The organism is Blautia sp. MB18-30 (assembly GCF_023669475.1).
Classification (GTDB): Bacteria; Bacillota; Clostridia; order Lachnospirales; family Lachnospiraceae; genus Blautia_A; species Blautia_A fusiformis.
This window is the reverse complement of record NZ_JAMOYY010000033.1, coordinates 1-21,195: the sequence shown is the minus strand read 5'-3', so window position 1 is coordinate 21,195 and position 21,195 is coordinate 1. Positions and strand designations below refer to the sequence as shown.

The window sequence follows — 21,195 nt, the reverse complement described above, 5'->3', positions numbered from 1 at the left end:
TCAAAAAAGAACGGAGGGTTTACAAATGAAGAGAAGAAAGGTGACAGCGTGCGCAATGGCAGCGCTCATGGCAATGGGGCTTGTTGGAACAGTGATGCCGGTTTACGCAAAAAGTAATCTGAAAAATGTAGACGATGTAGTTGAGATCAAGATGGCAGTGTGGACTTCCGGAGCTGCGGATATTTACAATAAAGCAGCGGAAGGGTTTAATCAGACTCATGATAATATAAAATTATCTGTGGAGATGCAGTCCGGAGATTATAACCAGTATCTTGGAGCAAAGACAGCGGCAAAAGATCTGCCGGATCTTTTTGAAGTAAGTTCTTATTCTCAGGTATATGATTTTGCACAGAACGGGCTGCTGGCAGACGTAAGCGATCATGAGTTTGTGGACAAACTTTATGACAATGCAAAAGAAGCAGTTACTTATGATGGCAAAGTGTGGGGATTTCCACAGATGTATGAATGGTGGGGTGTACTTTATAATAAAGATCTTTTTAAAAAAGCAGGAATTGAAAAAGTGCCGGAAACTTTTGATGAGATGAAAGCAGTCTGTGAAAAACTTCAGGCTGCGAATATTACACCATTTACCGCTATTTATAAAGATAACTGGACAGTAAGTCAGGAATTCTGCTCCTTATTCGGAGGAGTACTTGGTGGAAAAGATAAGATCGACAGCTGGCTGGATTCCATGAATAAGGGAGAAGGGAGCTTTAAGGTGGATGGCGTAGACAGAGTCTTTGATTTTATGGATCTTATGAAAGAAAATTCCGGACAGAATTATATGGATTCGGATGCGGCCACAGGATTTTATGCATTTGCAAACCAGGAAGCAGCAATGATCTTTCTTTCAGATGCGGCAACGATTTCTGTAGGAAGTGTAACACAGGATCTTCCCATCGGATTTTTTGCAGTTCCAGTAAGTGATAACGCAGATGATGCAGAAGTTGTGGCATGTGCAACAGATGCGATCGTGGCCAACGCAAACGGGGAACACTTGGATGAAGCCCTGGAAGTGCTTGATTATATCGGAGATGGCGGGGACTGGCTGAAAACAGTGACCAACAGCTACGGCGGCTTTATGGCTTGCATGGACATTGAAGCAGATGATGAAATTGCAAGTAAGGATTATTATAAAGATCTGAAAGCGTATATGGATGCAGGAAAGGTCAGAAGTACTTTGTGGAATCAGCTTCCAAGCGGAGCAAGCGATGTTCTGGGCGATGATGTTCAGGGATATTTTGCAGGAATAACCGATGAAGATCAGACCCTGGATGCTCTTGATGAAGGATTTAAAAAGCTTGCAGAAGAATAAACACACAGGAAAACAGGCGGACTTTTAAAAGTCCGCCTGCTATATACGGGGGTAGGAAACATGTCGGACATTTTATACAGAAAACAGAAAAAATATTATTTCCTTCTTGTGCTGCCGGCACTGTGTATTTATACTTTTGCGCTGGCAGGACCGTTAATTTTTGGAACGATCCCGAATTCGTTTTTCAGTTGGAATCTGATCAAAGGAACGCATAACTGGATCGGAATAAAAAACTTTGTCGATTTGGTTCATGATAGAGATTTTATACAATCTATGTTTTTGACGTTTAAACTTGCAGTGGTTACGATTGTTCTGACCAATGTACTGGCTTTTTTTATAGCTCTGGCGTTGAATACACATATTTTCGGTAAGCCAGTGATCCGGGCGTTCTTTTTTATTCCGAATATTATCAGTGGAGTTATGATCGCCCTGGCGTGGACATTTATTTTTCAGAAAGTAACGCCAATAATTGGAGAACTTTTACATTCGGAAGCAGTAACAGGGTTTAGCTGGTTCGGGAGTTCAACGGCAGCATTTGCGGCGGTATCAGTGGTTACCGTGTGGCAGGGCCTGGGATTTTTGATGATCCTTTACATCACAGGTTTGCAGTCGATTCCTCTTGATGTGATGGAAGCGGCATGCATTGACGGATGTGTGGGACTGAATCGTATTATAAAAATCCAGCTTCCGCTTCTGATGCCAACGATTACGATCAATCTGTTTGTATCTATTGCAAATGCATTTAAAGCATTTGATATTAACTACGCTTTAACCGGCGGCGGACCTTCAAAAACAACACAGACGATCGCCATGAATATTTATGATGACGCATTTGGAACTTTTAATATGGGGTATGGCTGTGCGAAATCGGTGATCCTGTTTTTGATCATAGCAGCAATTTCCTTGATTCAGCTTAATATTACTAGAAAAAGAGAGGTGCAGTCATAATGACATGGAAAAAGAAAATTGCAGGTACCGCAGCAATGTTTATATTAGGCTTTATTTTTATTTTACCGGTATTGTGGATCGTTATGAATTCAATTAAAACAAGTCCGGAAATTGCGGCTGATTTTCTGGCATTACCAAAGTCTTTATATCTTGATAATTTTAAAAATGCCATGGAAAGCATGAATTTTTTAGTTGCATTAAAAAATTCTGTTGTGATTACATTGGGAGCTATGCTGGGAGGGCTGTTCGTATCGTTTGCCGGTGCTTTCGGAATCTCACATCTTCGTGGGAAAATCTCACAGAATCTGTATCTGTATTTTGTTTTCGGACAGATCGTGCCGTTTCATGCAGTTATGATTCCTATTTCTGTACTTGCTACAAATACCAATCTTACCAATTCCCTTGGAGGAATTATCATTCTTGATATTGGATTCTTCTGTGCGTTTGGAATTCTGACGTTTACGGGATTTTTGAAAAATGTACCTCGGGAGCTGGAAGAAGCAGCCGCAATAGATGGATGTGGAGTTTTTCGAATTATGACGCAGATCGTATTTCCACTTGTTAAACCAGCAACGGTTACCATTGGTGTATTGTTTTTTATGTGGTCCTGGAATGACTTTCTGCTTCCCAGTATTCTCATTGGAGACAGTGAACTGAGACCGCTGACGGTAAATCTTTTCATGTTCAGAAGTGCTACCAGCACACAGTGGAATCTGTTTATTGCAGGACTTACCTTGTGTATTATTCCCACAATTATCCTTTACATCTGTGCACAAAAATATATTACAAGCGGACTGACAATGGGAGCTGTAAAATAAAGGAGGAATGAAGATGCAGTTATTCAGGATCATTCCGTTGGAAAAAGATCTGTGGGCGATCAATGAAATAGATAAGACGGTTATGTATGTGATAAATGGAACAGAAAGAGCTCTTCTTCTGGATACGGGACTGGGACTTACCGATTTAAAAGAAGAAGTTTTGAAACTTTGTGGAGAAAAATCTCTGATTGTTGTAAATACTCATGCTCATGTGGATCATAATTCAGGAAATTATCAATTTGAAGAAGTATGTGTGGGAAGGTATGACGAACCTTTTTCCCATCAGATCGTAGACCAGGAGCTGAGAGAAATGTCTGAGCTCATGTTCTTTGAAATTCCTGAAAAAGAGGGATTTTCGTTTGAAATGTGGAATCCCGGACCGGCAAGAAAAATCTGTACAGTCAGGGATGGGGATATCTTTGATCTGGGAGATAAAAAACTTAAAGTTCTGGAAGTTCCCAGTCATACCCTGGGGTGTATTGCATTGTTTGAGGAGAAGAAAGGATGGCTTTTTACAGGAGATATCATGCTCACCTGGGAAGTGTGGGGACATTTGAATCCTGGAAAAAGTCCGCTTGCCCCATCTGCTTCTTTGCGTGTATACTATGAAAGCCTTTTAAAATTGAAGAAAATCAGAAAAAAAGTAAGCAGCGTTTTTCCTGCTCATGTCTGCGAAAAAGAAAAAGACTGTTATAAAAAGTATGCGTTATCTCCGGAAATTATAAATATATATTGTGACGGAATTGAGAAAATATTTTCAGGAGAACAGAAAGGTGAACCTTATTTTCATATGGTCGAAAACGGAAGTGTTGTGAAATTTACAACAGGTGGTATTGTCTATCAGAAAGATAGGATGAATTAAATAGGAAAATATCGGCAAGTTGATTGATTATAGATTCCCTCAAAAAAATCCCCTGTACGGTTCGGCGTTTGTACGTAGATCCGGCACAGGGGATTTTGGTGTTTATAAGATCAGACTTTCTGATATTCTTTCTTTTTCTCAGCCTTGGCTTCGCAGGTAAGCTCAACACCAAGCTTACGGAAGCTGATCACATCCACATCGGAAAGCATTACGGAAGTATGAGCCTGGCATCCACGGAGATTCGGGATCTGTTCCAGGGCAAGGCGTGCGGCATCGCTGGTTGCGGCACTCATGGAAAGGGCGATCAGGATCTCATCAATGTGAAGACGTGGATTTCTGCTTCCCAGATATTTGGTCTTCAGCTGCTGGATCGGATGGATGGCATCCGGGGAGATCACATGAAGCTCGTGATCGATTCCTGCCAGCTCTTTCAGGGCATTGAGAAGAAGAGCAGCGGATGCGCCGAGAAGATCGGAGGTTTTTCCGCATACGATCTTTCCGTCAGGAAGTTCCATAGCGGCGGCAGGGCCATTGGTTGCTTTTTCTTTTTCGAGGGCAGCCGGAACAACCTTACGGTCAGTGATCTCTGCATGAGCCTGCTGGAGAAGAAGCTCGATCTTACGTACTTCATTCTCTGTGCCGGAGCCGGAAACCAGAGCGTTCATGCTCTTATAATAACGGCGGATGATCTCCTGGCGGGAAGCCTCCTGGCATACTTCATCGTCAACGATGCAGTTACCTGCCATGTTGACCCCCATATCTGTCGGAGATTTATAAGGGCAGCTGCCCATGATCTTCTCAAACATGGCCTGTACAACAGGGAAAACTTCTACGTCACGGTTGTAGTTGACGGTAGTTTTGCCGTAAGCCTCCAGATGGAACGGGTCGATCATGTTGACATCGTTCAGATCTGCAGTGGCAGCTTCGTAGGCAAGGTTTACCGGATGTTTCAGAGGAAGGTTCCAGATTGGGAAGGTCTCAAATTTTGCATAGCCGGCTTTTACTCCTCGTTTGTATTCGTGGTAAAGCTGGGAAAGGCAGGTTGCCATCTTTCCACTTCCTGGTCCCGGTGCTGTGATCACGACTAGAGGTCTGGTAGTTTCAATATAATCATTCTTTCCATAACCCTCGTCACTTACAATAAAGGAAGTGTTGCTTGGATAGCCGGGGATCAGGTAAAGCTTGTAGACACGGATTCCCAGTTTCTCCAGACGTTTTTTGAAGAGATCGGCGCTTTCCTGACCGGAGTACTGTGTGATGCATACGCTTCCCACGTACAGGCCACGGCTTGTAAACTCATCCATAAGACGGAGAACATCTTCGTCATAGGTGATCCCAAGATCGCCACGTACTTTATTCTTGTCAATGTCATTGGCACTGATAACAATAACGATCTCCGCCTGATCAGAAAGCTGCATCAGCATACGGAGCTTGCTGTCCGGTTCAAAACCCGGAAGAACACGGGATGCATGGTAGTCGTCAAACAGTTTGCCGCCGAATTCAAGATAAAGTTTGTTGCCGAACTGACCGATTCTTTCACGGATGTGTTCTGACTGCATTTTCAGATATTTGTCATTATCAAAACCTATTTTCATTTGTCTGATTTCCTCTCCTCTTTAATTTTCCAAATCACTGGGAACAGTATACTACAACTTTACGTTCACTGGCAATATCCAATGCGGTGTTTTTTCGATGGTATTTTTGTAATCTCGCAGTTGATTTATATGGTTTTTCTCTTTATAATAAAGAAATGACAAGAGGAGGAAAAAAATGAATAATCAACTGAATAATGATCAGGACGGGAAGCGACCTGACAACAAAGATCCCAGGCAGGGATCAGGTAAAAATCATCAGTCGATTCTGGCTTTTCTGATATGCCTCCTGGTCACACTGGTGTGCTTCGCGTTGTTTACCAATATGCTGAAGGATAACAGCAGTGAGATCTCCTATGATAAATTTATCGATATGGTGGATAAGGACCAGGTTAAGGAAGTAACGATCCAGTCCAGTACATTGACGATCGTACCCAAGAAAAAGAATTCCAAGTACGAGGATATGAGCTATTACACCACGAAGACCGAAGACAGTACAGCACTTACCAAGAGACTGGAAGGAAAGGGAATCAAGTTTGAGACCGATCCGCCGGATGTTTTTGGTGAATTTGTTGCAATGATCCTGAGCGTGGTTCTGCCGACACTGCTTCTGTTCGGACTTCTGATGTTCTCCATGCGCCGCATGAACAAAGGCGGCGGGATCATGGGCATGGGCGTAGGCAAGAGCAAAGCCAAGGCATATGTGCAGCAGGAAACGGGCGTTTCCTTTAAGGATGTGGCAGGTCAGGATGAAGCCAAGGAATCTCTCCAGGAAGTTGTGGATTTTCTTCACAACCCCGGAAAATACACAGCCATCGGAGCCAAGCTGCCTAAGGGCGCACTTCTTGTAGGCCCTCCGGGAACCGGTAAGACATTACTTGCCAAGGCAGTTGCAGGTGAAGCGCAGGTACCGTTCTTCTCTCTTTCCGGCTCGGAATTTGTGGAGATGTTTGTGGGCGTGGGTGCCTCACGTGTCCGTGACCTTTTCGAGGAAGCCAAGAAGAATGCTCCGTGTATCGTATTTATCGATGAGATCGATGCCATTGGTAAAAGCCGTGATTCCCGCTATGGCGGCGGAAATGATGAGCGTGAGCAGACATTGAACCAGCTGCTTGCGGAGATGGATGGCTTTGATACATCCAAGGGACTTCTGATCCTTGCTGCGACCAACAGACCGGAGGTTCTTGATCCGGCTCTTCTCCGTCCGGGACGTTTTGACAGACGTGTGATCGTTGACAGACCGGATCTTAAAGGAAGGGTGGATATCTTGAAGGTACATGCCAAGAACGTACTTCTGGATGACACCGTTGATTTTGAAGCTATTGCACTTGCAACTTCCGGTGCGGTAGGCTCTGATCTTGCTAATATGATCAATGAGGCTGCGATCCTTGCAGTCAAGAAGGGACGTAAAGCTGTATCACAGAAGGACCTGGAAGAATCCGTAGAAGTAGTTCTGGTGGGAAAAGAGAAGAAGGACCGTATCTTAAGCAAACAGGAACGCCGGATCGTATCCTACCATGAAGTCGGACACGCACTGGTAAATGCACTCCAGAAGGATGCGGAGCCTGTACAGAAGATCACCATCGTACCCCGTACCATGGGAGCACTGGGTTACGTTATGCAGGTACCTGAGGAAGAAAAATATCTCAACACCAAGAAAGAACTGAAAGCTATGCTGGTAGGCTATCTTGGCGGACGTGCTGCTGAGGAGATCGTTTTTGACACAGTCACTACAGGTGCTGCCAATGATATTGAGCAGGCTACCAAGGTGGCCAGAGCCATGATCACACAGTATGGTATGTCTGAGAAGTTCGGACTGATGGGACTTGCCACACAGGAGAACCAGTATCTCAGCGGAAGAGCAGTTTTAAACTGTGGTGATGATACCGCAACAGAGATCGATCATGAGGTGATGAAGCTTCTCCACCATTCCTATGAGGAAGCCAAGAGGATCCTTGGAAGTCACAGAACAGAGATGGATAAGATCGCAGAATATCTGATCCGCAAGGAAACCATTACAGGTAAAGAGTTCATGAAGATCCTCCGTGCAGTTCAGCAGGGCCTGGATATCCCGGAGAATCTGGATGATCTGGTACTTTCCGAGGATGAAAAAGAAGTGTCCAATAAACAGGATATTGAAATGATCGCGGAAAATAACGAGGCTGCAAAAAGTACAGAATCGGTTCAGTTCAGACCGGAGATATCCGGACAGGAACTGACAGAGGATATGCAGGCACCGGAGAAAACAGAAGAATCTGCTCAGACAACAGATAGCGATCATGCAGAAACAGAAGAAAAGCCGGGATCACAGGCATAAAACAGATCATAAGAAAACCGGGAGAAATCCCGGTTTTCTTATTACTGTAATAGTAAAACAGGAGAATAAAGTATGTTCATAATCGAGGAAGAATTAAAGAAGCTTCCGGCAAAACCGGGAGTTTATATCATGCATGGCGAGAAAGACGAGATCATCTATGTGGGAAAAGCCATAAGCCTTAAGAATCGTGTGCGCCAGTATTTCCAGAGCAGTCGTAATAAAGGTGCCAAGATTGAACGGATGGTTACACATATTACCAGATTTGAGTACATTATTACGGATTCGGAGCTGGAAGCCCTTGTGCTGGAGTGTAATCTTATCAAGGAACATCGTCCGAAATATAATACTATGCTCAAAGATGACAAGAGCTATCCGTTTATTAAGGTGACAGTTCATGAGCCATACCCGAGAGTGCTTTTTGCCAGGAGAATGAAAAAGGACAAGGCAAGATATTTTGGCCCCTATACAAGCGGCGGAGCAGTAAAGGACGTGATCGAACTAGTGCGGAAGCTGTATCAGGTACGCTCCTGCAACCGCAGTCTTCCGAGAGATACCGGAAAGGACCGGCCCTGTCTGTACTATCATATGAAGCAGTGCAAGGCACCCTGCCAGGGATATGTCAGCCAGGAAGAATACCGGAAGAATATCAATAAGGTGATCAAATTTCTGAATGGAGATTTTCAGGACGCCATTAGTGAGCTGATGGAAAAAATGCAGAAAGCTTCGGAGGAAATGCGCTACGAAGATGCTATGGAATACCGGGACCTGATCAGCAGTATCCGGAAGATCGGGGAACGTCAGAAGATCACCGGCTACGGGCAGGAGGACAGGGACATCATTGCAGTAGCCATGGATGACAGTGAAGACCTCAGGGATCAGGATGCGGTTGTCCAGGTGTTTTTTATCCGAGATGGCAGGCTGATCGGCAGAGATCATTTTTATCTCCGTGTGGCAAAGGGCGATACAAAGGCGCAGGTCCTTTCCAGCTTTCTGAAACAGTTTTATGCGGGAACGCCATTTATCCCATCTGAGATCATGCTGCAAAGTGAGATCGAAGATGCAGATATCATCGAGGAGTGGCTGTCAGGAAGAAGAAAGCAGAAGGTACACATCCGGGTCCCGAAGAAGGGAACCAAGGAAAAGCTGGTAGAACTTGCCCTAGAAAATGCCCGTATGGTACTTGCCAAGGACAGAGAACGGATCAGGCGGGAGGAAGGACGAACCATCGGAGCTGTTCACGAGGTGGAAGAATGGCTGGGTTTGAAAAATGTGGTGCGCATGGAAGCTTACGATATTTCCAATATCAGTGGCTTTGAGTCTGTGGGATCCATGGTAGTTTATGAAAAAGGCCGTCCCAAACGCAGTGATTACCGTAAGTTCAAGATCAAATGGGTACAGGGACCCAACGATTATGCCAGCATGGAAGAGGTTCTGACCCGAAGGTTCACTCATGAGAGTAACGGAGAATTTGACAGCTTTGCAAGGCTTCCGGATCTGATCCTGATGGATGGTGGAAGAGGGCAGGTAAATATCGCTCTGAAGGTACTGAATGAGCTTGGGATAAGCATCCCGGTCTGCGGTATGGTCAAGGATGATCATCATCGGACGAGAGGCCTGTATTTCAACAATGTGGAGATTCCCATTGACACATCCGGCGAAGGCTTCCGCCTGATCACCAGGATCCAGGATGAAGCCCACCGGTTTGCCATTGAATACCATCGTTCCCTCAGGAGCAGGGAACAGGTCCATTCTATCCTGGATGATATCCCGGGGATCGGTGATACCAGGAGGAAAGCCCTTCTGCGTAAATTTAAATCTGTGGAAAATATCCGGGATGCATCGGAGAAAGAACTGGCACAGACAGAGAGCATGAATGCCAGAAGCGCCCGTCAGGTCTATGAATTTTTTCATAAATCCTGATGCTGCATTGCAGTTTCAGCAGTGATTGTGTATAATTAAAGATAAGGTGTCTCACGCCTCGGTAAAACGGCAGTGAGAATGCAAACTTTCAGCGAAAAGGAGACAAAAGTATGAAGGGTGTACAGTTGACAAAGATGGTACAGGAACTGGAGCTTAATAATCTGACTCCGGAGATCGACCTGTCAGGCATCGTGATCAAGACTGCGGAGATCAACAGACCTGCGCTTCAGCTTACCGGATATCTGGAGCATTTTGCCAATGAACGAGTTCAGATCATCGGATATGTAGAGTATACGTATCTGATGCAGCTTAATGAGGAGGAGAGACGTTTTAAATATGAACGTTTCATTTCCAGCAAGATCCCATGTGTTATTTTCAGTACCATGACTCGTCCGTCTCAGGACATGATCGATCTGGCTGTTAAATATAATGTTCCGACATTCGTGACAGAAAGAACAACTTCCAGTTTTATGGCAGAGATCATCCGTTGGCTGGGCGTGCAGCTTGCACCATGTATTTCTATTCATGGTGTGCTGGTTGATGTTTACGGCGAGGGAATCCTGATCACAGGTGAGAGCGGTATCGGTAAGAGTGAGGCAGCCCTGGAGCTGATCAAGAGAGGTCATCGTCTTGTCAGTGATGATGTTGTTGAGATCCGTAAGGTCAGTGACGTAACACTGGTGGGATCTGCGCCGGATATCACACGTCACTTTATCGAACTTCGTGGTATCGGTATCATCGATGTAAAAACACTGTTCGGTGTTGAGAGCGTTAAGGATACCCAGTCTATCGATCTCGTGATCAAGCTTGAGGAGTGGGACAGAGACAAGGAATACGATCGTCTTGGACTGCATGAGGAGTATACAGAGTACCTTGGAAATAAGGTAGTATGCCATTCTCTTCCGATCCGTCCGGGCCGTAACCTGGCGATCATCGTTGAGGCAGCGGCTGTCAATCACAGACAGAAGAAGATGGGATACAATGCGGCAGAGGCTCTGTACAAGCGTGTACAGGCAAATCTTGCGAAAAAAAGAGAAAATCCGGATGACGAAGAATAAGAGAGGGTAAGAAATGGGAACATATTGTTTTGGAATCGATGTAGGTGGAACAACTGTAAAATGCGGACTTTTCCGTACGGATGGTACTCTTGTTGAGAAATGGGAGATTCCAACCCGTAAAGAAAACAATGGAGATCAGATCCTTCCTGATGTGGCAGCAGCAGTAAATGCCAAGATGGAAGAAAAGGGTATCTCCAAAGAGGAGGTGGAAGGCGTCGGGATCGGTGTTCCGGGACCGGTAAACTCCAAAGGCGAAGTATCACGTGCAGTAAATCTCTTCTGGGGATATAAGAACGTTGTGGGAGAGATGGAAGAACTTACAGGTCTTCATGCGGAAGCTGGAAATGACGCCAATGTAGCGGCATTGGGAGAGGCATGGAAGGGTGCTGCAGCAGGCTCCTCCGATGTGATCATGGTCACACTTGGAACAGGTGTAGGCGGTGGTATCATTGTTGATGGAAAGATCGTGACCGGACATCACGGAGCTGGCGGTGAGATCGGACATGCCAATGTGGATCATCATGAAACAGAATCCTGCAACTGCGGAAACAGGGGCTGTCTGGAACAGTATGCTTCTGCGACCGGAATTGTCCGCATGGCAAAAAAAGAGCTTGCAGCTTCCGGTGAGAACAGTGTTCTCAGAGATGCCGAAGAGATTTCAGCAAAAGCAGTTCTGGACGCATTTAAGGAGAATGATCCGGTAGCTGTAGCAACCATGGAAAAGGTCGGAGAGCAGCTGGGTGGTGCTCTTGCCATTATTTGCTGTGTGACAGATCCGGAGACCATTGTTATCGGCGGAGGAGTTTCCAAGGCCGGACAGCCGCTTATTGACTGTATCCGGAAATATTACAGAGAGTATGCTTTTGAATCCTGCAAGGATACTCCTATCGTGATCGCGACACTTGGCAATGATGCAGGAATCTACGGTGCAGCCAAGATGGTACTTTAACCGAACCAGGGAAGTACCCTGCTTCAATTGCGAAAAGTAATAAGCGGTGGGTGGGACTTGCCTGAACTGATAAACTGCGAGACAGTAAGAAGTTATTAAAAGTAAAAAAAGTGGTTTCCATATTTCAGGAAACCACTTTTTTTATATGTTGTTTATGAAAGATACCTATAATGGAGATCATTCATAATATTCTACCGGATCTTCGCCGGTGTCATCGCCACCGGTATCATTGCTGTTATCATAGCTGCCGTCATCACCACCGGTGTTGTCGTCTGTTCCGGAATTGTCAGTATCATCACCGGTATTATCGGAACCGTCATCGGAATTGTCAGTATTGTCAGTGTCGGTGCTGTCAGTACTGTCCGGAGCTGCGCTTGGAATCGCTTCAGCTGCTGCATCGGTATCGGCGTCCGTATCTTCGTTATAATAATAGTCCTCTTCATCGTAATCGCTGCTGCCGTAGAAATGCTGATCACAGTATTCGGTGGGAAGACTGGAGATATCAAAATACTCTGTGATAGTCGGGCATCCGGATCTGGGAAGAAGACCGGTTTCTGCGCAGACACTGGCTTTTTCCACACTGGAAGGCATATCGAAATCTCTGTCCTCCAGGCCCTCGTGGATACGGGTCATAACCTTTTTCCAGAGATTTTTGTGGAAGTTACGGGCATCTTCCGGAATTTTTTCGTTGTTGTCATAGCCGGACCATACTGCACAGGTGTAGTACGGTGTGTAGCCTACGAACCACAGGTCATTGTAGTCCTCTGTAGTACCTGTTTTTCCGGCTACAGTCATATTGTCCAGCTGGCAGGCGGTACCGGTACCTTTTTTTACAACGTCTTCCATGGCGCTTGTAAGAAGATAAGCGGTACTGTCTTTGATCACAGATCTGGAAACGGAGGAGTTCTCGATCAGAACATTTCCGTCATGATCAAGGATCTGTGTATAATAGATCGGTTTGATATAGTTCCCGCCATTAGCAATGGCTGCATATGCAGCACAAAGTTCCACGTTCTTGACACCTTTGGTGATACCGCCAAGAGCAGTAGCCAGGTTGGCGTCACTCCAGATATTTCCGTTGGCATCTTTATCTGCCTCAGTTCCGTGAGCTAGTGTGGTGAAACCGAAATCATCCAGATATTTAAGGCCGAGAGCCGGGGTAACCTGCTCCAGGCATTTAACAGCTACAACGTTGATGGAATTCTGGATCGCTTTGCGGATGGTGGTCTCGCCGCCGTAGCTTCTTGAGGCGTTGTTGACAGGAGATCCGTCCGGGTATTCGTAAGGCTCATCCATAAAGGTTGTAGCAAGTGTATCGCCTTTTTCGTTCAACGCAGGTGCATAGGTGGAAACGATCTTAAAGGTAGAACCAGGCTGTCTGGTCGTATCAGTGGCACGGTTCAGAGTCAGGCTGGCTGTTTTTTCACCACGGCCTCCGATCAGGGCTTTTACGTAACCGGTATGCTGGTCAATGACAGTCATGGAAGACTGTGGCTGTGGCGCAAAGTTTACACGCTCAGATACTACGGTGCTTCCGTCTGCCAGGATGTTAGCCTTGTATTGATCCACATACTGCTGACCTTCTTCAGGAGAATCAAAGAGAAGATCAAATTCCGGATCCTGATCACGGAAATACAGCTGCAGCATTTCTTTGCTGTAGTTTGTCTGTTTTCCATCCGGGCTTTGTACAGTCAGTGCATAATCCAGTTCATACTGAACATTGGCCGGATAGTTATCAGGGTTTGCATATTCCTCATCAAGGATCTGCTGCATGTTGGAATCCAGGGTTGTCATGATCTTCAGACCACCGCTGTAAAGAAGATTGGTAGCCTGTGTCTTGGTATATCCTTTAATGTTCATCAGGTCGCTGATGACCTGATTGGTAACCTCATCTTCGAAATACGTGTAAACGGTACTTTCTTCTTCGGTGTTCTCAAGCTGTGCGGCCTGGATACGGGAATAAACGTCATCATTCAGTGCTGCATTATATTCATCCTGTGAGATGTAATTCTGATCCAGCATGTGATCCAAGACTTCCTTCCGTCTCTTGGAGTTTGCCTTTGGATTGGTGATCGGATTGAATTTGGTAGGGTTCTGCGTGATGCCGGCAAGGGTGGCACATTCAGAAAGATTCAGATCCCATACGTCTTTGTTAAAGTATTTTTTGGAAGCGGCCTGTACACCGTAGGAACCTGCACCCAGGTTAATGGTATTCAGGTAATTCTCAAGAATCACATTTTTGTCATATTTTTTTTCAATCTGTACAGCAAGGTACTGCTCCTGGAATTTACGTGTGAAACGTTCCAGCTGTGTGGATTCGTTGGTCCAGTCAGTGAAAACATTATTCTTCAGAAGCTGCTGTGTGATGGTACTGGCACCCTCGGAAAAGTTACCGGTGGTGATCGCCTTCATTCCGGCACGTGCGATACCGCGGACATCAATACCGTTATGTTCATAAAAACGCTCATCCTCAATGGCTACCACTGCATGCTGCAGACTGACCGGGATCTGGTCCAGGGAGACTGGAAGACGGTTGGATGTAGGGGCTGAAAGCTGTCGCATCTGTGTTCCCTGGTCATCATACAGGAAGGTTGCATATCCGAGAGGTGAAATATCCACATCGTTGACGTCAGGTGCTCCGGCGATCACGCCCCGGAAGGAGCCGATACCAAGGCAGACAACTATGACGCAGACTGCGATCAGAGCTGTAAATAAAACCCGGATAAACGAAACGTGTGCTCTTTTTTCCAGCATGGAAGTACGGGAGATCAGAGCATTCCGCTTCTTGGAAGTGGATCTTTTTCCGTAGTTCATAATATTCCTCCTTTATAATCCGTTTCATTATAACAAATATGAGATGTCAAATAAAGCCTTAAAAAAAATTTCACAATTCATGATATCTTATACATTGTGCAATGAAGATAATTATTATACAATAAAGAAAACTCTGCCTGAAACAGAGGGTTGGATATAGATAACGGAGGCGTAAACCATGCTGGAACATTATAAAACCATATACGAAGGCGGCGAAGGCGAACTTGTGGAAAAAAAATCCCGTTTCATCGCAACCGTCCGTCCTGTGGAAACAGAAGAAGAGGCCCTTGCCTTTATCGAAGAAATGAAAAAAAAATACTGGGATGCACGTCATAACTGCTATGTATATTCCGTAGGGATGAACCGGGAAGCCACCCGCTGCAGTGATGACGGAGAACCATCCGGAACAGCCGGAAGGCCTATGCTGGATGTGCTTCTGGGAGCCGGGATCTATAATGCGGCCATTGTGGTGACCAGATATTTTGGAGGTGTCCTTCTTGGGACAGGAGGGCTTGTGCGGGCATATTCCGGTGCAGTCCAGGCAGGATTGGCGGCAAGTACCGTCATTGAGAAGCATCATGGGATCTCTCTTCAAGTGACGACGGATTATACAGGGATCGGAAAGATCCAGTATATCGCAGGAGAAAGAAGTTTGCCGATCCTGGATTCCGAATATACCGACAAGGTTGTCCTGAAGCTTCTTGTGCCGGATGATCAGGTCGAAGAGGTGAAGAAGGCGATCACAGAAGGAACAAATGGAAGAGCCGGACTTGAGAAGGATGCAGAACTGTATTTTGCGAAAGTAAACGGAGAAGTGAAGACCTTCGAAAAGTAAAAGAAAAGAGAATGTCAGTATAAAAATACCCCGGGAAGAGGGCAGATGATCTGTGTTACAGTCTGCTCTTCGCGGGGCTTTTTTATTTCAGAAAATTATTCCTGTCAGCATTTCTCCGGTTCCGGATAATCCACACCAAAGGTATCAACAGTCATGGAGCTGATCTTCTGCTCGTCAAGAGGACGGTCACTGTAGTCCGTGTCTGTCTCTGCGATAGCATTTACAACATCCATACCCTCAATGATCTGACCGAATGCAGCATAGCTTCCGTCAAGATGCGGAGCAGCCTTGTGCATGATAAAGAACTGGCTTCCGGCAGAGTTCGGATTCATGGCTCTTGCCATGGAGAGAACACCTGGTGTATGCTTCAGGTCGTTTTTGAAACGGTTCTGGGAGAACTCACCCTTGATGCTGTATCCCGGGCCACCCATACCGGTTCCGTCCGGGCATCCGCCCTGGATCATAAAGCCGTTGATGACACGGTGGAAGATCAGGCCGTCATAAAAGCCTTTTTTTACAAGGCTGATGAAGTTATTTACTGTGTTCGGGGCAACTTCCGGATATAATTCCGCTTTCATTACATCGCCATTATCCATTGTGATGGTAACGATAGGATTTGCCATAGTTTTCGCACTCCTTTTCAAAAAGTATTGTATTTCGCTGTTCGCTCTATTATAATATGCAAAGAATAATTGTGCAAGAAAAAGGTGGAAAATATGGTCATAGAAACGCATGATCCTGAGGAAACATTCGAGGTCGGAAGGACGATCGGAATGAATGCGAAGCCGGGACAGATCTACACACTGACAGGCGATCTGGGAGTTGGAAAAACCGTGTTCACACAGGGAGTGGCAGCAGGTCTTGGAATTACAGAACCTGTAAACAGCCCTACGTTTACCATTATCCAGGAATATGAAGACGGACGTCTGCCATTTTATCATTTTGATGTATATCGTATCGGGGATCTGGAAGAAATGGAAGAGATCGGATACGATGATTATTTTTTCGGGCAGGGAATCTGTCTGATCGAATGGGCAGAACTCATTGAGGAGATCCTGCCGGAAAAAAGGATCGAAGTTACCATTGAAAAAGATCTTGAGAAGGGCTTTGAATACAGAAAGATCACCATTGAGGAGAGAGGAGAAAAGACAGAATGAGAGTTTTGGCACTGGACAGTTCCGGAATCGTGGCATCCGTAGCCGTTGTGGAGGACGATACACTGGTAGCGGAATATACAGTTAATTATAAGAAAACACATTCCCAGACTCTTCTTCCCATGCTGGATGAGATCGTGAAGATGACAGAGCTGGATCTGAAGACGATTGACGCTATTGCGGTAGCCAAGGGACCGGGCTCTTTTACCGGACTCCGTATTGGCTCTGCCACAGCCAAGGGACTTGGACTTGCCCTTGACAAACCACTGGTCGGGATTCCGACTGTGGAGGCACTGGCCTATAATCTCTATGATGTAAACGGACTGATCTGTCCGATCATGGATGCCAGAAGAAAGCAGGTTTATACGGGAATCTATCGTTACGAGGATCACAGGCTCATGACGGTAAAGGATCAGATGGCAGTGGGAATTGAGGAGCTTCTTTCCATGCTGAATGAGATGGGAGAAGCCGTAACATTCCTCGGAGACGGAGTCCCGGTATTTAAAGATATCATCGCAGATAAGCTTACTGTACCGTTTTCTTTTGCACCGGCCCATCTTTCCAGACAGAGAGCAGGTGCTGTAGGTGCACTTGGTGTCCTTTATTATAAAGAAGGCAGAACCGAGACAGCGGCTGAGCACAAACCGGATTATCTCCGTGTTTCACAGGCTGAGCGGGAGCGTGCCCAGAAACTGAAAAAAGGATCAGAAGGGGAAAACGCATGATCTTAAGAGAAATGCTTGTGGATGATCTGGATCAGGTTATGGAGATCGAAGAGGAACTTTTTTCAGTCCCCTGGACAAAAGAGGGATTTCTGACATTTCTTATGAAAGAGAATGGGATGTTTCTTGTTGTGGAAGAAAAGGGCCGGATCCTGGGATATTGTGGTCTTCTTACGGTGCTGGATGAGGGGGATGTGACCAATGTGGCTGTCCGCAGAGACCGTCAGAGAGAGGGAATCGGAAATTTCCTTATGGAAAGTATGATCCGTCTGGCAGAAGAGCGTGGGATCACCATGATCCATCTGGAGGTCCGGGCAGGAAATGAGACTGCGATCCGGCTTTATGAACGTCAGGGATTTGTGCGGGATGGCCTGCGAAAGGGATACTATACAGATCCCACAGAGGATGCTGTTCTTATGACACGCACCGCAGTTTCTGAATAGGCTTACCCGGGAGAGGTACTTGTCTGTACGGGATAAGTATGCTAAACTTTGCCACAGAACAGGAAAAGAGGAAAAATATGTTAGATGTTTGTTTACTTGGCTGCGGAGGAATGATGCCGCTGCCACGCAGATGGCTCACCGCACTGATGACCCGTTATAACGGCAGCAGTCTGATGATCGATTGCGGGGAAGGCACTCAGGTGGCCATTAAAGAAAAGGGCTGGAGCTTCAAGCCTATTGATGTGATCTGTTTTACCCATTATCATGGGGATCATATCAGCGGACTTCCGGGACTCCTTTTGACTATGGGAAATGCAGACCGCACAGAACCGCTGACTCTGGTAGGCCCAAGAGGACTGGAACGTGTGGTAAGTGCACTTCGTGTGATCGCACCGGAGCTGCCCTTTGAAATTAAATTTATCGAGATCACGAAACCGGAGGAAGTTCTGGAACTGAATGGGTACCGGATCACTGCATTTCGGGTGAACCATAATGTTACCTGCTATGGCTATACCCTTGAGATCCTGCGCCAGGGAAAATTTTCTCCTGACAGTGCCAGGGAGCATGAGATCCCGCTGAAATTCTGGAATCCGCTGCAGAAGGGACAGACTGTGGAGGATGAAGGAAGGATCTACACACCGGATATGGTGCTTGGTCCGCCAAGAAAAGGGATCAAGCTTACCTATACCACAGATACCAGACCGACAGAGTCTATTTTACGTAATGCAAAAGGTTCCGATCTTTTTATCTGTGAGGGAATGTACGGTGAAGATGACAAGATCGAAAAGGCAAAAGGCTACAAACACATGACGTTTCGTGAAGCGGCCACTCTTGCCCGTGATGCGGAAGTGGGGGAAATGTGGCTGACCCATTACAGCCCTTCTCTGGTACGTCCGGATGATTACATGGATACAGTACGTGAGATCTTTCCGAAGGCATGGCCGGGAAAAGACGGGAAGAGTGTGGAACTGAATTTTGAAGAGGACTGAAAAAATGAAAGATACATTAATTCTTGGTATTGAGAGCTCCTGTGATGAAACGGCAGCTTCCGTTGTAAAAAATGGAAGGACTGTCTTATCAAACGTGATTTCCTCACAGATCGAGATCCATAAACTGTACGGAGGTGTTGTACCGGAGATCGCCTCCAGAAATCATATAGAAAGGATCAACCAGGTCATCCAGGAAGCGCTGGACGAGGCAAATGTCACTCTGGATGATATTGATGCTATCGGTGTAACCTATGGACCGGGGCTTGTCGGTGCACTTCTTGTAGGTGTGGCAGAAGCCAAGGCTATTGCCTATGCAAGAAACCTGCCACTGGTAGGCGTGCATCATATAGAAGGCCATGTTTCTGCCAATTATATTGAGCATCCGGATCTGGAACCGCCGTTTCTCTGTGCCATTGTATCCGGTGGACACACCCATCTTGTTATTGTGAAGGACTACGGCCAGTTTGAGATCCTGGGCCGAACCAGAGACGATGCGGCAGGTGAGGCATTTGATAAGGTTGCACGTGCCATTGGGCTGGGATATCCGGGAGGACCGAAGATCGATAAGCTGGCAAAGGAAGGAAATCCGGACGCTATCGAGTTTCCACGTGCAAAAATCGGTGAAAATCCATATGATTTCAGCTTCAGCGGCGTGAAGTCCGCAGTTCTTAATTATTTAAACGGGGCAAAAATGAAAGGTGAGGAAGTAAACCGTGCAGATATCGCGGCATCCTTCCAGAAGGCGGTTGTTGACGTACTGGTAGAGCATACCATGCAGGCAGCAGCTGATTTTGGCATGAAAAAGGTTGCCATTGCAGGAGGTGTTGCTTCCAACGGAGCACTTCGCACTGCTATGGAAAAAGCATGTACAGAACGTGGATACAAATTTTACCGTCCATCACCGATCTTCTGTACGGATAACGCAGCGATGATCGGTGTGGCAGCTTACTATGAATATATCAGGGGAACACGCCACAGCTGGGATCTGAATGCGGTTCCGAACCTGAAGCTTGGCGAAAGATAAAAGAATCCGGGGTAATTGATCATGGGAGAGTGCAGAAATACAGCTATTGTCCTGGCAGCAGGCCAGGGAAAGAGAATGCACAGCAAAATACAGAAGCAGTTTATGGAGCTTGACGGGATGCCGGTGCTCTGTTATTCTCTGCGCTGTTTTCAGGAAAGTCCGCTGATCAGGGATGTGATCCTGGTAACAGGGGAGGAGTATGTTTTCTGGTGCAAAGAAGAAATCGTGGAAAAATATGGTTTTACAAAGGTTTCTGCTGTAGTATCCGGCGGAAAAGAACGGTACGATTCTGTTTATGAAGGACTTCGTGCGTGTAAAGATACAGAGTATGTGCTGATCCATGACGGTGCCAGACCATTTATTGATCATGGGATCATTGAAAGAGGACTTATGGCAGCAGCACAGACAGGTGCCAGTGTTACAGGCATGCCTTCCAAGGATACAGTTAAGATCGCAGATGAGGATGGGAATGTCAGTGAAACTCCGGATCGCAGCAGTGTATGGATCGTCCAGACTCCGCAGATCTTTCAGTACCCGCTGATCTATGGCGCATATACCAGCATTCGGCAGAAGGAAATGACAGGAATTACAGATGATGCCATGGTTGCAGAACATGAGACCGGGGTGAAGATCCGCTTTTCAGAAGGTTCTTATCGCAATATCAAGATCACAACACCGGAAGATCTGGTGGTTGCGGAGGCATTTTTGAAGGAAAACAGAGAGTAGAATAGAGAGCAGAACAGGGTGAAAATCCCGGTAAATATGGACATATAGCAGAAATTGAAGCTATATGTCCAATTTTTTGAAAAAAATATCAAATTTGTTATTGACAGGGGAGATATTTGATGATAGAATACAACATGCGCTGACAAAACAGCACAAAAAATGTTGAAAAACATTATATGGAGAGATATCGAAGTGGTCATAACGAGGCGGTCTTGAAAACCGTTTGTCCGCAAGGGCGCGTGGGTTCGAATCCCACTCTCTCCGTTTGCCAAATACAGAATAAAAACTTTTAAAAAAAGTTAAAAAAGTACTTGACAACATAAAAGATACGAGATATAATATCACCTGTCGTTGAGAACGGCAGAGATAAATATCGGAACTACTTAGTAAGTAGGGCAATTTGGAGAAGTACCCAAGCTGGCCGAAGGGGCTCCCCTGGAAAGGGAGTAGGTCGTTAACGCGGCGCGAGGGTTCAAATCCCTCCTTCTCCGCTTTGATTTTTTTGAAGACTAAATGCTTCGAAAAAATTAAAAAAAGTTCTTGACAAGCAGTTGAGAATGAGATAAAATGAACAAACTGTCCGAGAGACAGACACAACAAACCTTGATAACTAAACAGTGAAACACATACGATTCTCGAAAATTTCTTTACATTTAAAGAACGGTTTAAACAAACCAAAAGCAGTAAAAACGAGAGATAGCCAAACGGT

At 45.8% G+C, this 21,195-nt stretch carries 18 protein-coding genes and 2 tRNA genes; 17 read left to right on the top strand and 3 right to left on the bottom strand.

Annotated elements, in window-relative coordinates; genetic code table 11:
• Positions 1 to 25: 25 nt before the first annotated feature.
• From NCY57_RS13175 to NCY57_RS13160, 4 genes are read left to right on the top strand one after another with little or no spacing between them, the layout of a single operon-like run.
• Positions 26 to 1,315: an ABC transporter substrate-binding protein gene (locus NCY57_RS13175; RefSeq protein WP_015525935.1), complete on the top strand. Its 1,290-nt coding sequence runs from the start codon at positions 26 to 28 to the stop codon at positions 1,313 to 1,315.
• 60 nt (positions 1,316 to 1,375) lie between these two features.
• The gene (locus NCY57_RS13170; RefSeq protein ID WP_021651521.1) at positions 1,376 to 2,263 is read left to right on the top strand and encodes a carbohydrate ABC transporter permease; all 888 of its coding nucleotides are present in this window, start codon (positions 1,376 to 1,378) and stop codon (positions 2,261 to 2,263) included.
• The gene (locus tag NCY57_RS13165) at positions 2,263 to 3,081 is read left to right on the top strand and encodes a carbohydrate ABC transporter permease (RefSeq protein ID WP_021651520.1); all 819 of its coding nucleotides are present in this window, start codon (positions 2,263 to 2,265) and stop codon (positions 3,079 to 3,081) included. Before NCY57_RS13170 ends, NCY57_RS13165 begins: the two co-directional genes overlap by 1 nt.
• A gap of 13 nt (positions 3,082 to 3,094) precedes the next feature.
• Positions 3,095 to 3,943 carry an MBL fold metallo-hydrolase gene (locus NCY57_RS13160; protein WP_021651519.1) on the top strand — a complete coding sequence of 283 codons (849 nt, stop codon included), beginning with the start codon at positions 3,095 to 3,097 and terminating at the stop codon, positions 3,941 to 3,943.
• A 110-nt stretch (positions 3,944 to 4,053) separates the two neighbouring features.
• On the opposite strand, the gene NCY57_RS13155 is transcribed toward NCY57_RS13160, so the two are convergent.
• On the bottom strand, positions 4,054 to 5,538 hold the full coding sequence (locus NCY57_RS13155; RefSeq protein WP_147603243.1) for a DUF1846 domain-containing protein: 1,485 nt from the start codon (positions 5,536 to 5,538) through the stop codon (positions 4,054 to 4,056).
• Positions 5,539 to 5,713: 175 nt separating this feature from the next.
• Between NCY57_RS13155 and ftsH the strand changes: the two genes are divergently transcribed.
• The 4 genes from ftsH to NCY57_RS13135 all read left to right on the top strand — a co-directional run bounded on the left by ftsH (position 5,714) and on the right by NCY57_RS13135 (position 11,779).
• Positions 5,714 to 7,852, top strand: a complete 2,139-nt coding sequence (gene ftsH, locus NCY57_RS13150; protein ID WP_250789747.1) for an ATP-dependent zinc metalloprotease FtsH — start codon at positions 5,714 to 5,716, stop codon at positions 7,850 to 7,852.
• Positions 7,853 to 7,924: 72 nt separating this feature from the next.
• Entirely contained in the window at positions 7,925 to 9,772 is a 1,848-nt protein-coding gene (gene uvrC, locus NCY57_RS13145; RefSeq protein WP_173734409.1) for an excinuclease ABC subunit UvrC, read from the top strand.
• A gap of 110 nt (positions 9,773 to 9,882) precedes the next feature.
• Positions 9,883 to 10,830 carry an HPr(Ser) kinase/phosphatase gene (gene hprK, locus NCY57_RS13140; RefSeq protein ID WP_021651515.1) on the top strand — a complete coding sequence of 316 codons (948 nt, stop codon included), beginning with the start codon at positions 9,883 to 9,885 and terminating at the stop codon, positions 10,828 to 10,830.
• 13 nt (positions 10,831 to 10,843) lie between these two features.
• Complete coding sequence (locus tag NCY57_RS13135; RefSeq protein WP_021651514.1) at positions 10,844 to 11,779, top strand: ROK family glucokinase; 936 nt, start codon at positions 10,844 to 10,846, stop codon at positions 11,777 to 11,779.
• Positions 11,780 to 11,956: 177 nt separating this feature from the next.
• Here the strand turns inward: NCY57_RS13135 and NCY57_RS13130 are convergent, their stop codons facing one another.
• The gene (locus NCY57_RS13130) at positions 11,957 to 14,593 is read right to left on the bottom strand and encodes a transglycosylase domain-containing protein (RefSeq protein ID WP_227589119.1); all 2,637 of its coding nucleotides are present in this window, start codon (positions 14,591 to 14,593) and stop codon (positions 11,957 to 11,959) included.
• A 178-nt stretch (positions 14,594 to 14,771) separates the two neighbouring features.
• On the opposite strand from NCY57_RS13130, the gene NCY57_RS13125 reads away from it, so the two are divergent.
• Positions 14,772 to 15,428: a YigZ family protein gene (locus tag NCY57_RS13125; RefSeq protein ID WP_022426677.1), complete on the top strand. Its 657-nt coding sequence runs from the start codon at positions 14,772 to 14,774 to the stop codon at positions 15,426 to 15,428.
• Between the two features lie 104 nt (positions 15,429 to 15,532).
• Here the strand turns inward: NCY57_RS13125 and NCY57_RS13120 are convergent, their stop codons facing one another.
• Positions 15,533 to 16,051: a peptidylprolyl isomerase gene (locus NCY57_RS13120; RefSeq protein ID WP_021651510.1), complete on the bottom strand. Its 519-nt coding sequence runs from the start codon at positions 16,049 to 16,051 to the stop codon at positions 15,533 to 15,535.
• A gap of 93 nt (positions 16,052 to 16,144) precedes the next feature.
• Here NCY57_RS13120 and tsaE point away from each other — a divergent pair, with 93 nt between their 5' ends.
• From tsaE to NCY57_RS13080, 8 genes are all read left to right on the top strand, one after another.
• The gene (gene tsaE / locus NCY57_RS13115; RefSeq protein ID WP_015525922.1) at positions 16,145 to 16,585 is read left to right on the top strand and encodes a tRNA (adenosine(37)-N6)-threonylcarbamoyltransferase complex ATPase subunit type 1 TsaE; all 441 of its coding nucleotides are present in this window, start codon (positions 16,145 to 16,147) and stop codon (positions 16,583 to 16,585) included.
• Positions 16,582 to 17,307 carry a tRNA (adenosine(37)-N6)-threonylcarbamoyltransferase complex dimerization subunit type 1 TsaB gene (tsaB, locus tag NCY57_RS13110; RefSeq protein ID WP_015525921.1) on the top strand — a complete coding sequence of 242 codons (726 nt, stop codon included), beginning with the start codon at positions 16,582 to 16,584 and terminating at the stop codon, positions 17,305 to 17,307. The genes tsaE and tsaB overlap by 4 nt, the downstream gene beginning before the upstream one ends.
• A complete protein-coding gene (rimI, locus tag NCY57_RS13105) occupies positions 17,304 to 17,747 on the top strand; it encodes a ribosomal protein S18-alanine N-acetyltransferase (RefSeq protein WP_015525920.1) in 444 nt (147 codons plus the stop codon). The genes tsaB and rimI overlap by 4 nt, the downstream gene beginning before the upstream one ends.
• 77 nt (positions 17,748 to 17,824) lie before the next feature.
• Positions 17,825 to 18,736, top strand: a complete 912-nt coding sequence (locus NCY57_RS13100; RefSeq protein WP_015525919.1) for a ribonuclease Z — start codon at positions 17,825 to 17,827, stop codon at positions 18,734 to 18,736.
• Positions 18,737 to 18,740: 4 nt separating this feature from the next.
• Positions 18,741 to 19,760, top strand: a complete 1,020-nt coding sequence (gene tsaD, locus NCY57_RS13095) for a tRNA (adenosine(37)-N6)-threonylcarbamoyltransferase complex transferase subunit TsaD (RefSeq protein WP_015525918.1) — start codon at positions 18,741 to 18,743, stop codon at positions 19,758 to 19,760.
• 21 nt (positions 19,761 to 19,781) lie between these two features.
• Positions 19,782 to 20,486: a 2-C-methyl-D-erythritol 4-phosphate cytidylyltransferase gene (gene ispD / locus NCY57_RS13090; RefSeq protein ID WP_015525917.1), complete on the top strand. Its 705-nt coding sequence runs from the start codon at positions 19,782 to 19,784 to the stop codon at positions 20,484 to 20,486.
• Positions 20,487 to 20,664: 178 nt separating this feature from the next.
• A tRNA-Ser gene (locus tag NCY57_RS13085) sits at positions 20,665 to 20,750 on the top strand.
• A 138-nt stretch (positions 20,751 to 20,888) separates the two neighbouring features.
• A tRNA-Ser gene (locus tag NCY57_RS13080) sits at positions 20,889 to 20,977 on the top strand.
• Positions 20,978 to 21,195: the final 218 nt, after the last annotated feature.